This is a genomic window from Halanaerobiales bacterium (genome assembly GCA_035270125.1).
GTDB lineage: Bacteria > Bacillota > Halanaerobiia > Halanaerobiales > DATFIM01 > DATFIM01.
In genome coordinates this window covers 12795-28909 of the sequence record DATFIM010000073.1, presented here as the reverse complement: position 1 = coordinate 28909, position 16115 = coordinate 12795, and the positions used below count along the sequence as shown (strand labels likewise).

Genomic DNA, 16115 nt, shown 5'->3' with positions numbered 1-16115 from the left:
CTTGTTGCTGGAGGTAAGCTTTTTGAAAGTCTATTAAATATAGACTATACAATAGCAGTTTATTTTTCAGTGGTTATTGTTGGTTTATATACAGTTTTAGGTGGTTATTTAGCTGTTAGTTGGACAGATTTTGTCCAGGGGGGATTAATGTTTATAGCCCTTATTATAGTTCCTATAACTGTTATTACAAACTTTGGAGGTTTTGCTGAAGTATGGCGGGCAGTTTCAAGTGTAAACCCCGATCTTTTACATGCCGGTAAAAGTGTAACTTTTGATATAGGTGCTGATGTACAATGGATTTCAGCAGGTAGTGGTCTATCCTTTATTGGCTTGATATCTTTACTTGGTTGGGGACTTGGTTATTTTGGTATGCCTCATATTTTAGTAAGGTTTATGGGTATAAAATCTGCAAAGCAAATACCAAGATCACAATTTGTTGCAGTTACCTGGGTAACTATTTCATTAATTGGGGCAGTTTTAGTAGGTATAGTTGGTATCGTAGTTTTAGAGCCCTTACCTGATAGTGAAAAGGTATTTCTTGAATTACTTGATAAATTATTTTCACCTTGGGTTTCAGGTGTATTTTTAGCTGCAGTACTTGCTGCTATCATGAGTACTATTGATTCTCAGCTTCTGGTATCCTCAAGTGCATTAGCTGAAGATTTATATACTGTCTTCCGTAGAGATGCTGGTCAGAAAGAACTAATGTGGGTAAGTAGAGGAGCAGTTATAGTTATTATCCTCATTGGCTTAATTTTTGCTCTCTCTGGAGGTAGTGTTTTAAACATAGTTTCTTATGCCTGGGCTGGTCTTGGAGCTTCCTTTGGTCCGGCAATTATATTCTCACTCTTCTGGAAACAGACTACTAAAAATGGAGCTTTAGCCGGGATAGTTACCGGTGGAGCTACAGTTCTTATCTGGAAGAATGTAGGAGTTTTAGCTGGTACAGGATTATATGAAATAATTCCTGCCTTTGCACTTTCTGTTTTAGCTATTTACTTTGTTAGTGCAGCTGGTAAAGATCCTACTAAACAGGTGGTAAAAGAATTTGAAACTGCATTAAAACCACTTAAAAATGAATAGAAATTGAATTAATCTGGATATATATCCGGTTAATTCCGGGTATATATCCTTTAAAATAAATAACAAAAAAATAAAAATTTTATTTTCAAAAGTAAAATCAAAATATCATATAAAATATAGCCAAAAGGAGGAGTTTGATGGAACGTATTAAAAATCACCCCATTTTAGATTTCAAAAGGGGAAAAGAAGTTACATTTAAATATAATGGCAGAGAAATAAAAGCTTATGAGGGAGAAACTATTGCAGCTGCTCTTCATGCTGCCGGAATAAAAAAATTGAAAAAAAGTGCTAAACTAAGTAGAGCAAGAGGACTTTTTTGTGCTATAGGTAATTGTTCATCATGTTTGATGGAGGTAGATGGAGTTCCTAATGTAAAAACTTGTATAACAAAAGTAGAAGAGGGAATGGTTGTTAAAGAGCAGAAAGGTCATGGTGATTTATAATGATAAATACTGATGTATTAGTGGTTGGAGGTGGACCGGCAGGGCTTTCAGCAGCTATTACTGCAGCTGAAGGAGGAGCAAAAGTAATAGTATTAGAAAGAGATGATATGTTAGGAGGCCAACTTGTTAAACAGACTCATATGTTTTTTGGTTCTAAAAATGAGTTTGCCGGAACAAGAGGAGTAAGTATAGCAGAAGATTTACGAAATAAAATTTCTAAAAATGAAAATGTTCAGGTATTGTTAGAAGCTACAGCTCAGGGTTATTATGATGATGGAATTATTGGAGTTTCTCATGAAGAAAGATTTAAAAAAATAAAAGCTCAAAAAATTATAGTAGCTACTGGTGCTTCAGAAAAAATGTTGCCTTTTCCTAATAATGATTTACCAGGAGTTTATGGGGCAGGAGCAGTTCAAACTTTAATGAATGTTTATGGAGTTGTTCCCGGTAAAAAAGTTTTAATGATAGGTGCAGGGAATATTGGGTTAATAGTATCCTATCAGCTATTACAGGCTGGGGTTGATGTAGTAGGAATAGTAGAAGCAGCTCCTAAAATCGGAGGTTATTTAGTTCATGCTTCTAAAATAAGAAGAGCAGGTGTTCCTATCTATACCGGACATACTATTCAGGAAGCACAAGGTGAGGAAAGTGTAGAAAAAGCAGTAATTTGTGAATTAGATGATAAATGGAATGAAGTACCTGGTACTGAAAAGGAACTTGATGTAGATACTATTTGTCTGGCTGTAGGTTTAAAACCTATTTCTGATATTTTAATTCAGGCTGGATGTGAAATGGCTTATGTTCCTCATTTAGGAGGAGATGTAGCTATTAGAAATGAAAATCTAAAAACTACCAGTGATAAAATTTATGTAGCAGGTGATTCAGCAGGAATAGAAGAAGCAACAGCAGCTATGCTTGAAGGTGAAGTTGCCGGACTTTCAGCACTTATTGAACTTGATATTTCTAAAGAAAAATCTGAAACCAAAAGAAAAGAAGTTAAAGAAAATCTAGCAAGCCTTAGAAGAGGTCCGGTAGGAGAAAAAATTAGAGAAGGTCTGGAAATAGCAAAGGAGGGCAACAATGCTGGAAAAAACAGGTATACCAAAGTCAGATGATTTAGAAAAAGTTAAACCCAGTAAAAAAAGATTAAAAGATGGAGCAGTAGCTATTGCAGAATGTTTTAGGGAAATTCCTTGTGATCCATGTTATCATAGCTGTCCTTTTGGAGCTTTTGAAGAATTTGATGATATAAATGATAAACCAAATATTGACCATGAAAAATGTACCGGTTGTGGAATTTGTATATCCAGCTGTCCTGGTTTAGCTATTTTTGTTGTTGATTATAGTTATAGTGAAAAAAGAGGATTAGTTAAAATTCCGTATGAGTTTTTACCCTTACCTGAAAAAGGTGATGAAGTAAGTGGTTTAAATAGAGAAGGTAAAGAAATTTGTAAAGCTACAGTCGAAAAAGTTGAAGATGATGAAAAGAAAGATAAAACAGCTGTAGTCTGGCTGTCGGTACCTAAGGATAAAGTTATGGATGTTAGAAATATGAAGGTAGGTGAGTAAATCATGAAAGAAGATACTATTGTCTGTCGTTGCGAAGATATTACTCTTGGAGAATTGAGAGATATGATTAAAAATGGATTTACTACCCTGGATGAAATAAAAAGAGTTTCAAGGTTAGGGATGGGGCCCTGTCAGGGTGATACCTGTATGCAGATAGCAGCAAGGGAAATTGCTAATATTACAGGTAAAGATTTATCAGAAATAAAAATGCCTACTAGTAGACCCCCAAAAACGGGTATTAAACTGAAAGAACTGGCAGGTGAATATAAAGATGAAGAATAAAGCAGATGTAGTAGTTATAGGTGGTGGAGTAGTTGGTAACTCCATTGCATTTAATTTAGCTAAAGAAGGAGTTAAAGATGTAGTAGTTTTAGAAAAGGAATATTTAACAAGTGGAGCAAGTGGAAGATGTGGAGCAGGTATAAGACAACAATGGGGAACTGAAATGAATTGTCGTCTGGCAAAAGCAAGTATGGATATTTTTGAGAATATAAATGAAGAATTAGGTGTAGAAAGAGATATTGAACTTAAGCAGGGTGGATATTTACTTTTAGCCTATTCTGATAAAGAAATTGAACAATTTAGAAAAAACATTAAATTACAAAACAGTCTTGATATTCCTTCAAGAGAAATAAGTCTTGAAGAAGTTAAAGAATTAGTACCTTATATAAATTTAGAGGGAGTAGTAGGGGCTACTTATTGTCCAACTGATGGTCATGCCAATCCATTTTATACCACTATTGCCTATGCAGAAGCAGCAAAAAAATTGGGAGTAGAAATAAATACTTACACTGAAGCCCTTGATATAATAGTTGAAAATGGTAGAATTAAAGGTGTAGAGACAAATAAAGGATTTATAGAAACAGACAAAGTTGTTAATGCTGCTGGTGGCTATGCAAAAGAAATTGGGGAAATGGTTGGGCTTGATATTCCGGTAAAACCTGAACGCCATGAAATAATGGTTACTGAAAAAGTTAATCCACTGCAAAAGCCAATGGTTATGTCTTTTTCATATGACATTTACTGTCAGCAAACTCCAGATGGAAGTTTTGTTATGGGTTATGGCCCTGAGGATCCTCCTCCAAGTCATAGTAGAAAGAGCAGCTGGCATTTTATGGAGAAAATGGCTCATAAAACAACAAATTTATTGCCAAAATTAAAAGAATTAAGAGCAATAAGACAGTGGGCAGGTTCCTACACTATGACACCTGATAGTCAACCTATTATTGATGGTTCAGAAGAAGTGGAAGGTTTTTATATGGCAGTTGGGTTTAGTGGTCATGGTTTTATGATGTCTCCAATGACAGGTAAAATTATAGCTAAAATGATTACTGGTAAAGAACCACCTATTGATTTGGATCTAACGCTAAAAAGATTTGAAAGAGGTAATTTAATACTTGAGCCATCTGTTGTATAATATTATTAATGAAAATATTTTTTAAAGATCAGTTTAAAAAAACAGGGAGGTCAAAAGATGACAAAAGCGAAAAAAGAAATGAAGATCGGTAAGAAATTAGCTTCAATGAGTTATGAGTTTGATCAGGTAGATAAGGGGTATGCAGATCAAACTTTATATTTAAATTTATCTAATAATGAAGTAATAAACAAAGAAGTTCCTGAAGAGATTAAAGAAAAGTATATTGGTGGTAGAGGTTATGGTCTCAAGTATTTATGGGACGGAGTAGAAGATGATACTAAATGGGATGATGAAGAAAATGAAATAATTGTTTCTCCAGGTCCTTTAGCTGGAACTACAAGATATCCAGGTTTAGGAAAATCTCTGGTATTAAGTATTTCACCTCTTACAAATACTGTTATTGATAGTAATGTTGGTGGTTATTTTGGTCCTTTAATGAAATTTGCTGGTTTTGATGCAATGGAAATTCAGGGTAAAGCTGAGGATGAAGTGCTTATTTATATTGATGGTGATAATAAAGAAGTTTCAATAAATGAAATTGATACTGATGTTGAAGAAACTCATATTTTAGCTGAAGAACTTACTGAAAAATATGCTGATGGTGAAAAAGAAAAAAGAAATGTATCAGTAATTTCTTCTGGAATTGGTGCTAAAAATACTAATTTTGGATTATTAAATTTCTCTTTTTACGATGTTCACCGTAAAGATGTTAGAATAAAACAGGCAGGTAGAGGTGGAATTGGAACTATATTTAGAGATAAAAAGATAAAAGCAATTGTAATTAAATTTTCAGATGTTACTGGAGATTCTAACCATCCTGTTGATACTGAGAAAATTACCAAATTAGGTAGAAAGATTAACAAAAGAATCCATGACCATGATGATGAACAAAATAAGATGAGAAAAAGAGGTACTTCCTATTTAGTAGATGTAATTAATGATTCTAATCTTTTACCAGTGGAAAACTATAAGTATGATAACCATCCTGAATATTATAAAATAGATCACAGTTACTGGGAAACTAAGTTTAATCAAGAATTTCCTGATGGTTGCTGGTATGGATGTACAATGCAGTGTGCTAAGACAATAGATGAATATGAGCTTCAAACCGGACCATTTAAAGGAGATACAATTTTACTTGATGGCCCTGAATATGAAACAATAGCTGGAGCAGGTTCAAATTGTGGTATTTTTAATCCAGATCATGTTGCTGAAGCTAATTTTTATTGTGACACTTATGGAATTGACACAATTTCTTATGGAACTGCTACTGCTTTTGCCATGGAATGTTATGAAAATGGAGTTATTGATAAAGAGATAACTGGAGGATTAGAATTACATTTTGGTAATACTGAAGCTGCTATAGAATTATTACATCAAATGTGTAATAATGAAGGTTTTGGTAAAATTGTTGGTAAAGGTATAAAACAAATGAAAGACTATCTTGTTGAGGAATATGGTGCAGATCGTCAATTCTTAGAAGATATAGGTATGGAAAATAAAGGTCTGGAATATTCAGAATATGTAACTAAAGAATGTCCAAGTCAGCAGCTTGGTTATGCAGCAGCTAACAAAGGACCTCAACATGATGAAGCATTAATGTTCTCAGTCACTTATTTTAACAATTTTGCTCCAACATTAGCTGATAAGGCTGAAAAAATAGTTGAAATGACTATTTTGAGAACCTGGTTTGGTCTTGTTGGTGCCTGTAAACTTCTCTGGAATGATATAGTACCTGAAGATAATGATCAGACTGATAAACCTTATAAAATTCCTGAGCATGTAAATAATTATATAGAATTATTTGAAGCTACTACAGGTAGAGAAACAACAGAAGAAGATATTATGAGACAATCAGAGAGAATGCATAACCTACAAAGAGTATTTAATATAAGAATGGGAGTATATGGTAGAGAAAATGATACTCCTCCTTATAGAGCTGTAGGACCTGTTACTGCTGAAGAGTATATTTATAGAAAAGATTATTATGATCAGGAAGTTAGAGAAATAGTCGGTGAAGATGATATTAAAAATATGAATTTAGAAGAAAGAATGAATACTTTAAGAAAACATAGAGAAGATTATTATGATGACTTATTAGATGCAGTTTATGAAGAAAGAGGTTGGGATAATAATGGTATACCTAAAGTTGAAACTCTAGAAAGATTAGATATCGCTTATCCTGATGTAGTAAAAATAGTTGAAAACGCAAGATAAAATAATTAAAAAACTAAAAAAATAATAAAAAAATAAAAGTCTTCGAACCTTTTTAAACTAAGGCTTAAAGCTATGGTGGAAAGGTCGTTAGGGTCTGTCAGGAAACTGACTTTCCTCCCAGTGTGGAAAGAAGGCATTTTAACCGATGCCAGTATTTCCTGCCATCGGTTTTTTTATTTGCAAAATAAAATGCAATATCTGCACTATAAAAATACTAATATATGTTGTCGAGGAGGCAAAAATGAGTAATAACAGAATCTTTGATTTAAAAAGACCAGAAAATGAAAAAGTACTGAACTATGAACCTGGAAGTAGAGAAAGAAAAGAGTTAAAAGAAGAATTGGAAAACCTGGAAAATGAAGTATTAGAAATCCCATTAATTATTGGTGGAAAAGAAGTGAAAACAGGTAATATGGGTGAGATAAGAGCACCTCATGACCACCAAAAAGTTTTGGCCCGTTATCATAAGGCTGGTGAAAAAGAAATTGAGATGGCAATAAAAGCTGCTCTTGAATCTAAAAAAGAATGGGAAAATACTTCTTGGGAAAAAAGAGTTGCAATTTTTCAAAAAGCTGCTGAATTAATGGCAGGTCCTTATAGAGCAAAGATGAATGCATCCACAATGCTTGGTCAGAGTAAAAATATTTTTCAGGCTGAAATTGATTCTGCCTGTGAATTAATTGATTTTCTTAGATTTAATAGCTATTATCTTACTGAAATTTATAAAGAACAACCCGCTTCAACTAATTCACTTAAAAACAAGATGGAATATAGACCATTAGAAGGTTTTATCTTTGCAGTACCACCATTTAATTTTACCTCAATTGGAGGGAACCTTCCCACTTCCCCTGCAATTACCGGTAATACTGTTCTCTGGAAACCAGCTTCTACTGCAGTTTATTCTAATTATATTTTTATGGATATTTTAAGAAAAGCTGGTTTGCCAGATGGTGTTATTAACTTTATTCCTGGTTCTGGATCAAAAGTTGGTCCAAAAGTAATAGATAATTCTGACTTAGCAGGGATTCACTTTACTGGTTCTGTATCTGTTTTAAATAATATGTATAAAACTATTGGAGAAAATATTGATAAATATAAAACTTATCCAAGAATAGTAGGAGAAACCGGAGGAAAAGACTTTGTTTTTGCTCATAAATCAGCAGATGTTGATGAATTAGTTACTGCTTTAGTTAGAGGGGCCTTTGAATATCAAGGTCAAAAGTGTTCTGCTGCATCAAGAACATATATACCTGATAATATGTGGGATGAAGTAAAAGATAAATTAGTTAAGCAGACTGAATCATTAGAAATAGGTGAACCTACTGATTTTACAAATTTCATAAATGCTGTAATTGATGATGGTGCTTTTTCTGATATAACAGCTTATATTGATTATGCTAAGGAAGCTGAAGATGCTGAAATTATTGCTGGAGGAGATTATGATGATAGTAAAGGATATTTCATTGATCCAACAATTGTTGTAACAACTGATCCTAAATTTAAATTAATGAAAGAAGAAATATTTGGCCCGGTTCTTACAGTCTATGTTTATCCAGAAAATGAATATGAAGAAACTTTAAAATTGTGTAATGCCACCTCTCCTTTTGCTTTGACAGGAAGTATTTTTGCTCATGACCTTGAAGCTGAAAATAAAGCACAGGAAGTATTAACTCATGCCGCCGGTAATTTCTATATAAATGATAAACCTACTGGAGCAATAGTGGGTCAACAACCATTTGGAGGAGCCAGAGCTTCAGGTACAAATGATAAAGCAGGTAGCAAGTGGAATCTTATGCGCTGGATTTCCCCAAGGGCTATGTCTAATAATGTTAATCCTCCCCGGAATTATAAATATCCATTTATGGAAGAAAAGTAAAAAACTAGGTAAAAAGGGTAAACTACTTTTTAAGAGCAGACTTAACAGTCTGCTCTTTTTCATTAAATAATATTTTATTTAAGAGAAGAATATTTATTAATAATTTAATTTCTTGACACTGTCCTCTATAATTCATATAATGTACTAAGATTTAGATTAGTAGTACTTAAGGAGGATTTTTAATGAAGCAGGAAATTAATTTTACATTTAATATGGCGGTTGAGTTTCTTTCGGCAGTATATAGATATGTTAATCAGGATAAAGTTGATGAATATAATTTTGATAAAAATGAAGAAATAATAACCTGGCTGGATGAAATAGATGAAAATATATCACCATTTTTGGAAAATGATCTTGAAGTTGTAAAAAAGGCTGATGGTATCCTTTGGCCCCTTATTAAAAAATCTATTAGAGAAAAAATAAATACACCTGAAGGGTTTTTTAGATTTTTGAAAGAAATGGATCCTCAGCGTCTTGTAGCAGAATATATCAATGAAATGTCTCATAATATTTATGAACCTGGACAAAGAAATAATATTGACTATATAATAGAAAATTATTTTGAAGATAAAAATAAAATTGAATTTATTAAAGAAATTATAAAAAGTCCAGAGGAATTAAAAGAAAGATTATATATTGCTTTAAATTCTTTTTACAGAAAATTTTTCAAAGAAAGTGTAGCTCAAACTGAAAACTTATTAAAGGAAAAAATAACTCAACATAAAGAAATGTATGAGCAGGATAATGATTTGTTTTTTAAAAATATGCTAGGATATGTTAAAGATTCAGAGATTAAAAATTATAAAGAAATTAATCTTTTGGTTTTATGGCATGCTGAAATTTTTAATTTTAGTTTTAATATAGAAAGCAAACTATATCTTATGTATGGATTTGCTTTAGAACAGAGGATAAATGAAGATATAGTAAAGAAAAAGAGCAGGGAATTCTTTAAAGTAATGGCAGATGATAAAAGGTATGAAATTATGAAACTTTTGGCCAGAAGAAAATGGCATAGTCGTGAACTTGCAGAATATTTTGGTGTTACCACCTCCACTATATCCTATCATTTGTCTCGTCTTTATGATCTAGGTATTATTTCCTTTAAAGAAGGAGAAAAAAATAAAGTATATTATAATCTAAGAAAAGACAAAGTAAAAGAAATTTTTGAGGGTACTCTTGAACTAATTTTAAAAGAATCGGAATAAAAGTTGTATTTTAATAAACTATATACTATAATTATACGTATACTTATTTGTTTAATGAAAAGTGAATTATTTCATTAAACAAATAATCTAAAAATTAATAATATTTAAAATTTGGAGGTGTGATATGAAATTTTTTAAAAGAATGTCTCTGCGTTTAAAATTGATGTTAGCTCTTAGTCTTAGTCTTATAATAATAATATCATTAACTAATTTTTATATTTTCCAACATATGAGTACTAATATTAAAGAACAGGAAAGAGATAAACTAGTGGAAATTGAAAAAGCTCTGGAAATGAAAATTGAAACTAGAGTTGCAGAAGCAAAAACTGCTTTAATGACTGTAATTAATAATCCTGAGGTAAAAGAAGCTTTTGCAAATAGGGATCGGGAAAGGTTAATTGAAATGTTTGCTGATTCATATCGGCAAATAAGTGATAGTATTGCTCAATTTCATTTTCATTTACCAGATTCAGCATCATTTCTTAGGTTACATAATCTTGAAAAATATGGTGATGATTTAAGTGGTTTTAGAAATACGGTTAATGAAGCAAATCAAAACAGAGAAATTATAAGTGGTGTTGAGCAAGGAAGAGCTGGTTATGGATTTAGGGTTGTTGCTCCAATTTCCTATCAAGGAGAACATATAGGTACTGTAGAAATGGGGGCTGATTTAGGTGAAGATTTTTTAGATGAAATGAAAAATAATTTTCACGGAGAATATTTTATATATACCTTAGAAACTGGTCAGGGTGTTTCCTGGGAAAATAATCAGGATTCTCAAATTGCCAGTACCGGTCATGAAGATACTTATGAAATTAGTGAAGAAGAAATTTCTCAACTTAAAAATAATGAAACAATTATTAAAAACTTAAAAACAGAAAATTTATTATTAAAACCATTTACAAATTATAATAATGAAGTTATAGGATATTTTAAAGTAACTTTTGATAGAAGTGAAACCCTTTCTCAAATTAATAATATTAGAAATAGAGTACTTATTTTTTCAGCTTTAGGTATAATTTTGATTATTTTAATCACATATTTTATGGTAAATAGAATATTCAATTCATTAGATAAATTTAAAGATTTGTTTGCTGATTTAGCTCTCGGAGATCTTAATGTTTCATATGATCTTGAAAGTGTAAATTGCTCAGAAATTATGGATTGTGGAGTAGAAGATTGTCCAGATTATGGTAAGGATGATGTCCAATGTTGGTTTGATGTTGGAAGTTATGCTCCAGAATTTAATAAAGAAATTCATTGTCCCAAAATTCTTGATGGTGAATATGATTCCTGTGAAGAATGTGAAGTTTATCAACGGGCAAATAAAAATGAAATAGAGGTATTAGGAGCCTGGTTTAATAAATTAAGTGATAGTTTACGAGAAATGATTTCTAAGGTTTCAGATATTTCTACTGAAATAGCTTCTTCAAGTAAAGAACTTTCAGCTTCTGGAGAGGAAGTAGCAAAATCTGCAGAAGAAGTGAGTGGAGCTATTCAAAATGTTGCTTCTGGGGCTGAAGAACAATCAGCTCAAGTAGATGAAACTTCTGATAATGTAAAAGGATTAATTTCAGAAATAAAAGAGACTGGTAAAATGTCAGATGAAATGTCAAATAAAGCTGATGGTGTTTTAGATAATTTAGATAAAGGGAACAAAGAACTTGATAACTCTGTTAGTAAAATTAACAGGGTAAATGAAAGTACAGATAAAGTGGCTGAAACAATAAATGAACTTGGTGAAAAATCAGCTGATATTGGTGAAATAGTAGAATTAATAAATGGAATATCAGCCCAAACAAATCTTCTTGCTCTCAATGCAGCTATTGAAGCAGCAAGAGCAGGTGAAGCTGGTAGAGGATTTAGTGTAGTTGCTGATGAAATAAGAGAATTAGCAGAAGAGTCTTCAGAAGCTACTGAAAAAATAGGTAGTTTAATAAAAGAGATTCAAGATGATGTTCAAAATACTATTAACGAAATGAATCAAAGCAAAAAAGAAGTAGATGAAAGTGTAGAAGCAATTGATAATACTGCTGAAATATTTAATGAGTTAGAAAAGACTGTCACAGAACTTGGAGAGGTTATAGATAAAGTAACTCAAAGTAACAAAGAAATGGAGAAAAATAGTAGTGCAATTCAGGAAGCGGTTGAAGATATTTCTAAAGTTAGTGAAGAAGCTGCCAGTAATGCTGAAGAAGTCGCAGCTGCCAGTGAAGAACAATCTGCTTCCACAGAAGAAATTGTAGCTTCTGCAGAGGAATTGTCTAGTATGGCTGATGAATTAGAAAATGCAGTAAAACATTTTTCTTTAAAAAACAGGTAATTAATCATTAAAATTTAATATAAAACAAAAATGTCTGAGGTTTTCCTCAGGCATTTTTTTGTTAATTTGTTGTAATTTGCAGATATATATAATATTATAATATTAGTTATAACCTTTAGTTCAGATAAAAATTCAGTACTTATTAGGAGGAAAACTTATGCCCGAGAATTTAAACCGGGAAATATCTATAGTTTATGATCTTTTGTTTGGATATACAGATAAAATGAAGGGTCTTAGAAATGAGCTTGATATTGGACAATTTAAATTACCAGTAGATGCTGCTCTGGTTATAAAAATAAATAATTATGAACTTTTAACTGCTGATATTAGTGAATTTAGAAAAGAAGAAATACAACAGGATATTTTAACTAATTTAAATAATTTGGCATGTAATTATTCTCAGGATATATTATCGGCTTTAATTGAAGAAGATATGTTAGTACTTTTTTATTCTGCTGATTTTATTGAGGAAGAAAACTCTAAAGAAAAAGTTGTATCTTTTGGAGAATATTTAAAAGAAAATTTGGAAGAAAAAAGTGAATACACTTATTCTATAGGTTTGGGTAGGATTTATGATAATTTAAAAGGACTTATTTTTTCCTATAAAGAAGCATTAAATGTTTGTAAAAGCTGTTATTTTAGAGAAAAAAATAGTGTTATGCATATAGATGAAATGGTCAAATTCACAAATGATGTACCGATTTTTATTTCTGAAATGGAAACTAAGCTAATTGATAAAATAGAATCTGCAAATTTAGAAAATATAGATTATTATTTTTTAGAAATTGTAAATAGCATTATGGAGGAAAAATTGGAACCTGATACAGTAAAGATAAAGATTCTTGATTTTATATATAGAATTATTGAAGAAATAAATGAAGTTACAGAAGATGAAGGAGAGTCTTTTTATGAGCTATCTTCTTTTATGAGAGAAATTTTACAGGCAGAAACTGAAAGAACAATGAGGAAATATATTCAAAAAATCGGTGATAAATTATTTACAATTTTACGGAAAAGCAAAGGAGATTCAAGCAGCAAATATTCTGTTAACCAGGCACTTGATTATATAGAAAATAATTATAACAAAGAGCTATCTTTAAAAAAGGTATCAAAAAAAGTTGGTTTAAGTCTCTATTATTTTAGTCATTTATTTAAAGAAGAAGTAGGAGTTTCTTTTGTAACCTATCTTAATAAATTTAGAATAAAAAAAGCTAAGGAATTTTTAGTAAATTCAAAAATGAATATAGCAGAAATATCTTTTGAAGTGGGATATAATGATCCAAATTATTTTACACGAGTATTTAAGGAATATGAAGACCTTACTCCTAGTGAGTTTAGAATAAAAAAAGAAAGTCAGCCTAAATTTTAAAATATAAATACCCGGTATTTTAAAATACCGGGCTGGGGTTAATTGGTCAGGGACATTGGATAAGGGGGTACCTGACCGAAATTTTTTGTCTAATTTTAAGTTGTACTAACAATTTTTTTACTTTTCAATACAGAAGTATACAAAATAATACCTATAAAAGTATTAATTGCAGCTGCCGGAATTACAACAGTCATTATCAGGGCCATAAAAGGGCCAGGCAATCCAAAAAGAAGTCCGGCACTACCTAAAAACACTACTCCACTTAAAATAGTACCCAATCCATTTACAATTCCCACATAAATAAGGTTTTTAATTGGAAGATTTATAACTATGGTGGAGACTATTATTGTAGTTACTATTTTATCAATAATATTTGCGATTTGTCCTCCTGGAAAACCAGTAGTTAAAGCTGTAAAAATTCCAGTTGCAATACCAGCAAGAATAGCAATTTTAAAATCCTTCTTAATAAGAATAATAACAAAAAGCATTGATAGAGCAAAATCAGGTTTCATTCCAAATAAAATAGGTGGAAAGAAACTATGTAAAATAAACCCTACCGCCAACAACAAACTTACCTCGACAAAATCTTTTAATTTCAATTTAACCTCTCCTCTCAGCTAATCTAAGCTAAATTCTCAACTCATCTAAATTGATCCTAAGTCCAAAAAGCCAACTTCAACAATTTACTGTGGTAAATTCTATTGTTATGTATTATAATGTATATATACTCAATTGTCAAATGTATTTTTTATATTTTATTTTCAGTTTTGTTCATTAGTTTATAAATGGGATATAAAAAAATGAATAATAAATCAATCCCATTTATAAATATTACTTTACTCTCTTGATAGTAAAGTGAGGGCGGAATGATTTATGCATATTTATTTAGTTAAATGATTTAGTGAAATATTAAATCATTAAAAATTTAATTAAATTTTTAAATTAAAAAAAGAAGGGAGAATAAAAGCATGAATAAAAAATTCAGATTATTGTCTTTAGTTTTAATTTTGACTCTTTTAGTTGGAGGTAGTTTTTATTCTAAATTAGAAGCCCAGGAACCAGAGTATGGTGGTAAGTTAGTAATGACTGACGGTTCTTTTAGTGATGCTAAGACACTTGATCCTCATAAGGCATCAGCTGCTGGCTCTATGCGTTATATTGAAAATATGTATAATACTATTTTGCGCTATAAAAAAGGTTCTTATGGTGAATTAGAAGGTGATTTGGCCAAAGATTATAAGATTTCTGATGATGGGAAAGTATATACTTTTCATCTTCATGAAGGAGTAAAATTTCACAATGGAGACGAATTAACTGCAGAAGATGTTAAATATTCTGTTAACAGAATAATAGAACAAAATGTTAGAGCATCTCATTTTGAAGCTGTAAAGGAAATGGAAATTTCTGATAAATATACAATTAAATTTATAATGGACAAACCAGTTGCTCCTTTTACTACTTTTTTGGCCTATCCAATGAATGCAATTGTTAATAAAAATGTAGTTGAAGCTAATGATGGTAGTATTGATAATGCTGATGCAGGAAGTGGCCCATTTAAATTAGTAGAGTGGAAAAAGGATCAACATCTGTTATTAGAAAAATTTGAAGATTATTTTGTAAAGGGTAAACCTTATTTAGATCAAGTAGAAATGAGACCTATTCCAGATGCAACTGCTCGGACTACTGCTTTAAGAAATGAAGAATTAGACATGATTTTACAATTAGAAGCTAAAAATGTTGATAAACTAAAATCAGAAGAAGGAATTGTTGTTGAATCAAAGCCAGGAACTTACTGGGAATATCTTGGTCTAAATACTAAGGAAGGACCATTATCTAATAAAAAAGTAAGACAGGCTGTTGCCTGGGGAATTGATAGAAGTATGTTGGCAGAGATGGTTAAGTTTGGACATGCTACACCACTTGATGGTGGACCAATTCCTCCTGGCCACTGGGCACATCCTGGACTTGAAATATATCCAGAACAAAATTTAGATAAAGCTCAAGCTTTATTAGATGAAGCTGGTTATAGTGATGGATTTAGTACTGAACTTATTGTTTTATCAGCTAATGATGCTCAAAAAAATGCAGCAATGATTATAAAACAGCAATTAGCACAATTAGGGATCGATATTGAAATCAGAGCTCTTGAATCAAGTGTATATTTTAATAAATTAGGAAATCAAGATTTCAAAATGACAGTAATTGGCTGGATAGGATTTGTAGATCCTGATGAGTTTTTATATAATATTTTTCATTCAGGAGAACAATGGAATCAACAGGCCTATTCTAACAAAGAGGTAGATAGACTTCTTGAAAAAGGGAGAACAACTCCTGACAGAGAAAAAAGAAAAGAGATTTATAAAGATGCTATTAAATTAATTGTAGAAGATGCACCAATGGCTTTTCTCTATGTTAATGATCAAGCAGCAGCTTATCTAGAAAAGGTAAAAGGATTTGATGTAAATCCAACTAAAACCACTAATTCTCTTCAGGATACCTGGCTTGATGATTAGAATAAAATTTATAAATTCAATAAACCGGCCTTTTTTAAGGTCGGTTTTATTGAATCTAAAATAACTTTAAAAATATTTTTATTTTCTTTTTGGGAGGGGG

The 16115-nt window shown here is 31.2% G+C and carries 13 protein-coding genes and 1 riboswitch; of the genes, 12 read left to right on the top strand and 1 reads right to left on the bottom strand.

Annotated elements, in window-relative coordinates:
• The 11 genes from VJ881_03855 to VJ881_03805 form a co-directional block, all read left to right on the top strand.
• Window positions 1-1083 (top strand): sodium/proline symporter (locus tag VJ881_03855; protein HKL75182.1); only part of this gene is annotated, 1083 nt, incomplete at its 5' end.
• A 137-nt stretch (window positions 1084-1220) separates the two neighbouring features.
• Window positions 1221-1526, top strand: a complete 306-nt coding sequence (locus VJ881_03850; GenBank protein ID HKL75181.1) for a (2Fe-2S)-binding protein — start codon at window positions 1221-1223, stop codon at window positions 1524-1526.
• Window positions 1526-2641 (top strand): NAD(P)/FAD-dependent oxidoreductase, encoded by a 1116-nt coding sequence (locus tag VJ881_03845; GenBank protein ID HKL75180.1) that lies wholly within the window; start codon window positions 1526-1528, stop codon window positions 2639-2641. Before VJ881_03850 ends, VJ881_03845 begins: the two co-directional genes overlap by 1 nt.
• Window positions 2607-3095, top strand: coding sequence for a 4Fe-4S binding protein (locus tag VJ881_03840; protein HKL75179.1), 489 nt, complete (start codon window positions 2607-2609; stop codon window positions 3093-3095). The genes VJ881_03845 and VJ881_03840 overlap by 35 nt, the downstream gene beginning before the upstream one ends.
• A gap of 3 nt (window positions 3096-3098) precedes the next feature.
• The gene (locus tag VJ881_03835) at window positions 3099-3377 is read left to right on the top strand and encodes a (2Fe-2S)-binding protein (protein ID HKL75178.1); all 279 of its coding nucleotides are present in this window, start codon (window positions 3099-3101) and stop codon (window positions 3375-3377) included.
• The gene (locus VJ881_03830) at window positions 3367-4512 is read left to right on the top strand and encodes an FAD-binding oxidoreductase (GenBank protein HKL75177.1); all 1146 of its coding nucleotides are present in this window, start codon (window positions 3367-3369) and stop codon (window positions 4510-4512) included. Before VJ881_03835 ends, VJ881_03830 begins: the two co-directional genes overlap by 11 nt.
• A 57-nt stretch (window positions 4513-4569) precedes the next feature.
• A complete protein-coding gene (locus tag VJ881_03825; GenBank protein HKL75176.1) occupies window positions 4570-6729 on the top strand; it encodes an aldehyde ferredoxin oxidoreductase C-terminal domain-containing protein in 2160 nt (719 codons plus the stop codon).
• 28 nt (window positions 6730-6757) lie between these two features.
• Window positions 6758-6878, top strand: a riboswitch (molybdenum cofactor riboswitch).
• A 92-nt stretch (window positions 6879-6970) separates the two neighbouring features.
• Window positions 6971-8605 carry an L-glutamate gamma-semialdehyde dehydrogenase gene (pruA, locus tag VJ881_03820; GenBank protein ID HKL75175.1) on the top strand — a complete coding sequence of 545 codons (1635 nt, stop codon included), beginning with the start codon at window positions 6971-6973 and terminating at the stop codon, window positions 8603-8605.
• 182 nt (window positions 8606-8787) lie between these two features.
• The gene (locus VJ881_03815) at window positions 8788-9810 is read left to right on the top strand and encodes a winged helix-turn-helix domain-containing protein (GenBank protein HKL75174.1); all 1023 of its coding nucleotides are present in this window, start codon (window positions 8788-8790) and stop codon (window positions 9808-9810) included.
• 124 nt (window positions 9811-9934) lie between these two features.
• A complete protein-coding gene (locus VJ881_03810; GenBank protein ID HKL75173.1) occupies window positions 9935-12133 on the top strand; it encodes a methyl-accepting chemotaxis protein in 2199 nt (732 codons plus the stop codon).
• A 157-nt stretch (window positions 12134-12290) separates the two neighbouring features.
• A complete protein-coding gene (locus VJ881_03805) occupies window positions 12291-13502 on the top strand; it encodes a helix-turn-helix domain-containing protein (protein ID HKL75172.1) in 1212 nt (403 codons plus the stop codon).
• A 95-nt stretch (window positions 13503-13597) separates the two neighbouring features.
• Here the strand turns inward: VJ881_03805 and VJ881_03800 are convergent, their stop codons facing one another.
• Window positions 13598-14101, bottom strand: a complete 504-nt coding sequence (locus tag VJ881_03800; GenBank protein HKL75171.1) for a tryptophan transporter — start codon at window positions 14099-14101, stop codon at window positions 13598-13600.
• A gap of 369 nt (window positions 14102-14470) precedes the next feature.
• Between VJ881_03800 and VJ881_03795 the strand changes: the two genes are divergently transcribed.
• Window positions 14471-16015: an ABC transporter substrate-binding protein gene (locus VJ881_03795; GenBank protein ID HKL75170.1), complete on the top strand. Its 1545-nt coding sequence runs from the start codon at window positions 14471-14473 to the stop codon at window positions 16013-16015.
• The last annotated feature ends 100 nt before the right edge of the window (window positions 16016-16115 follow it).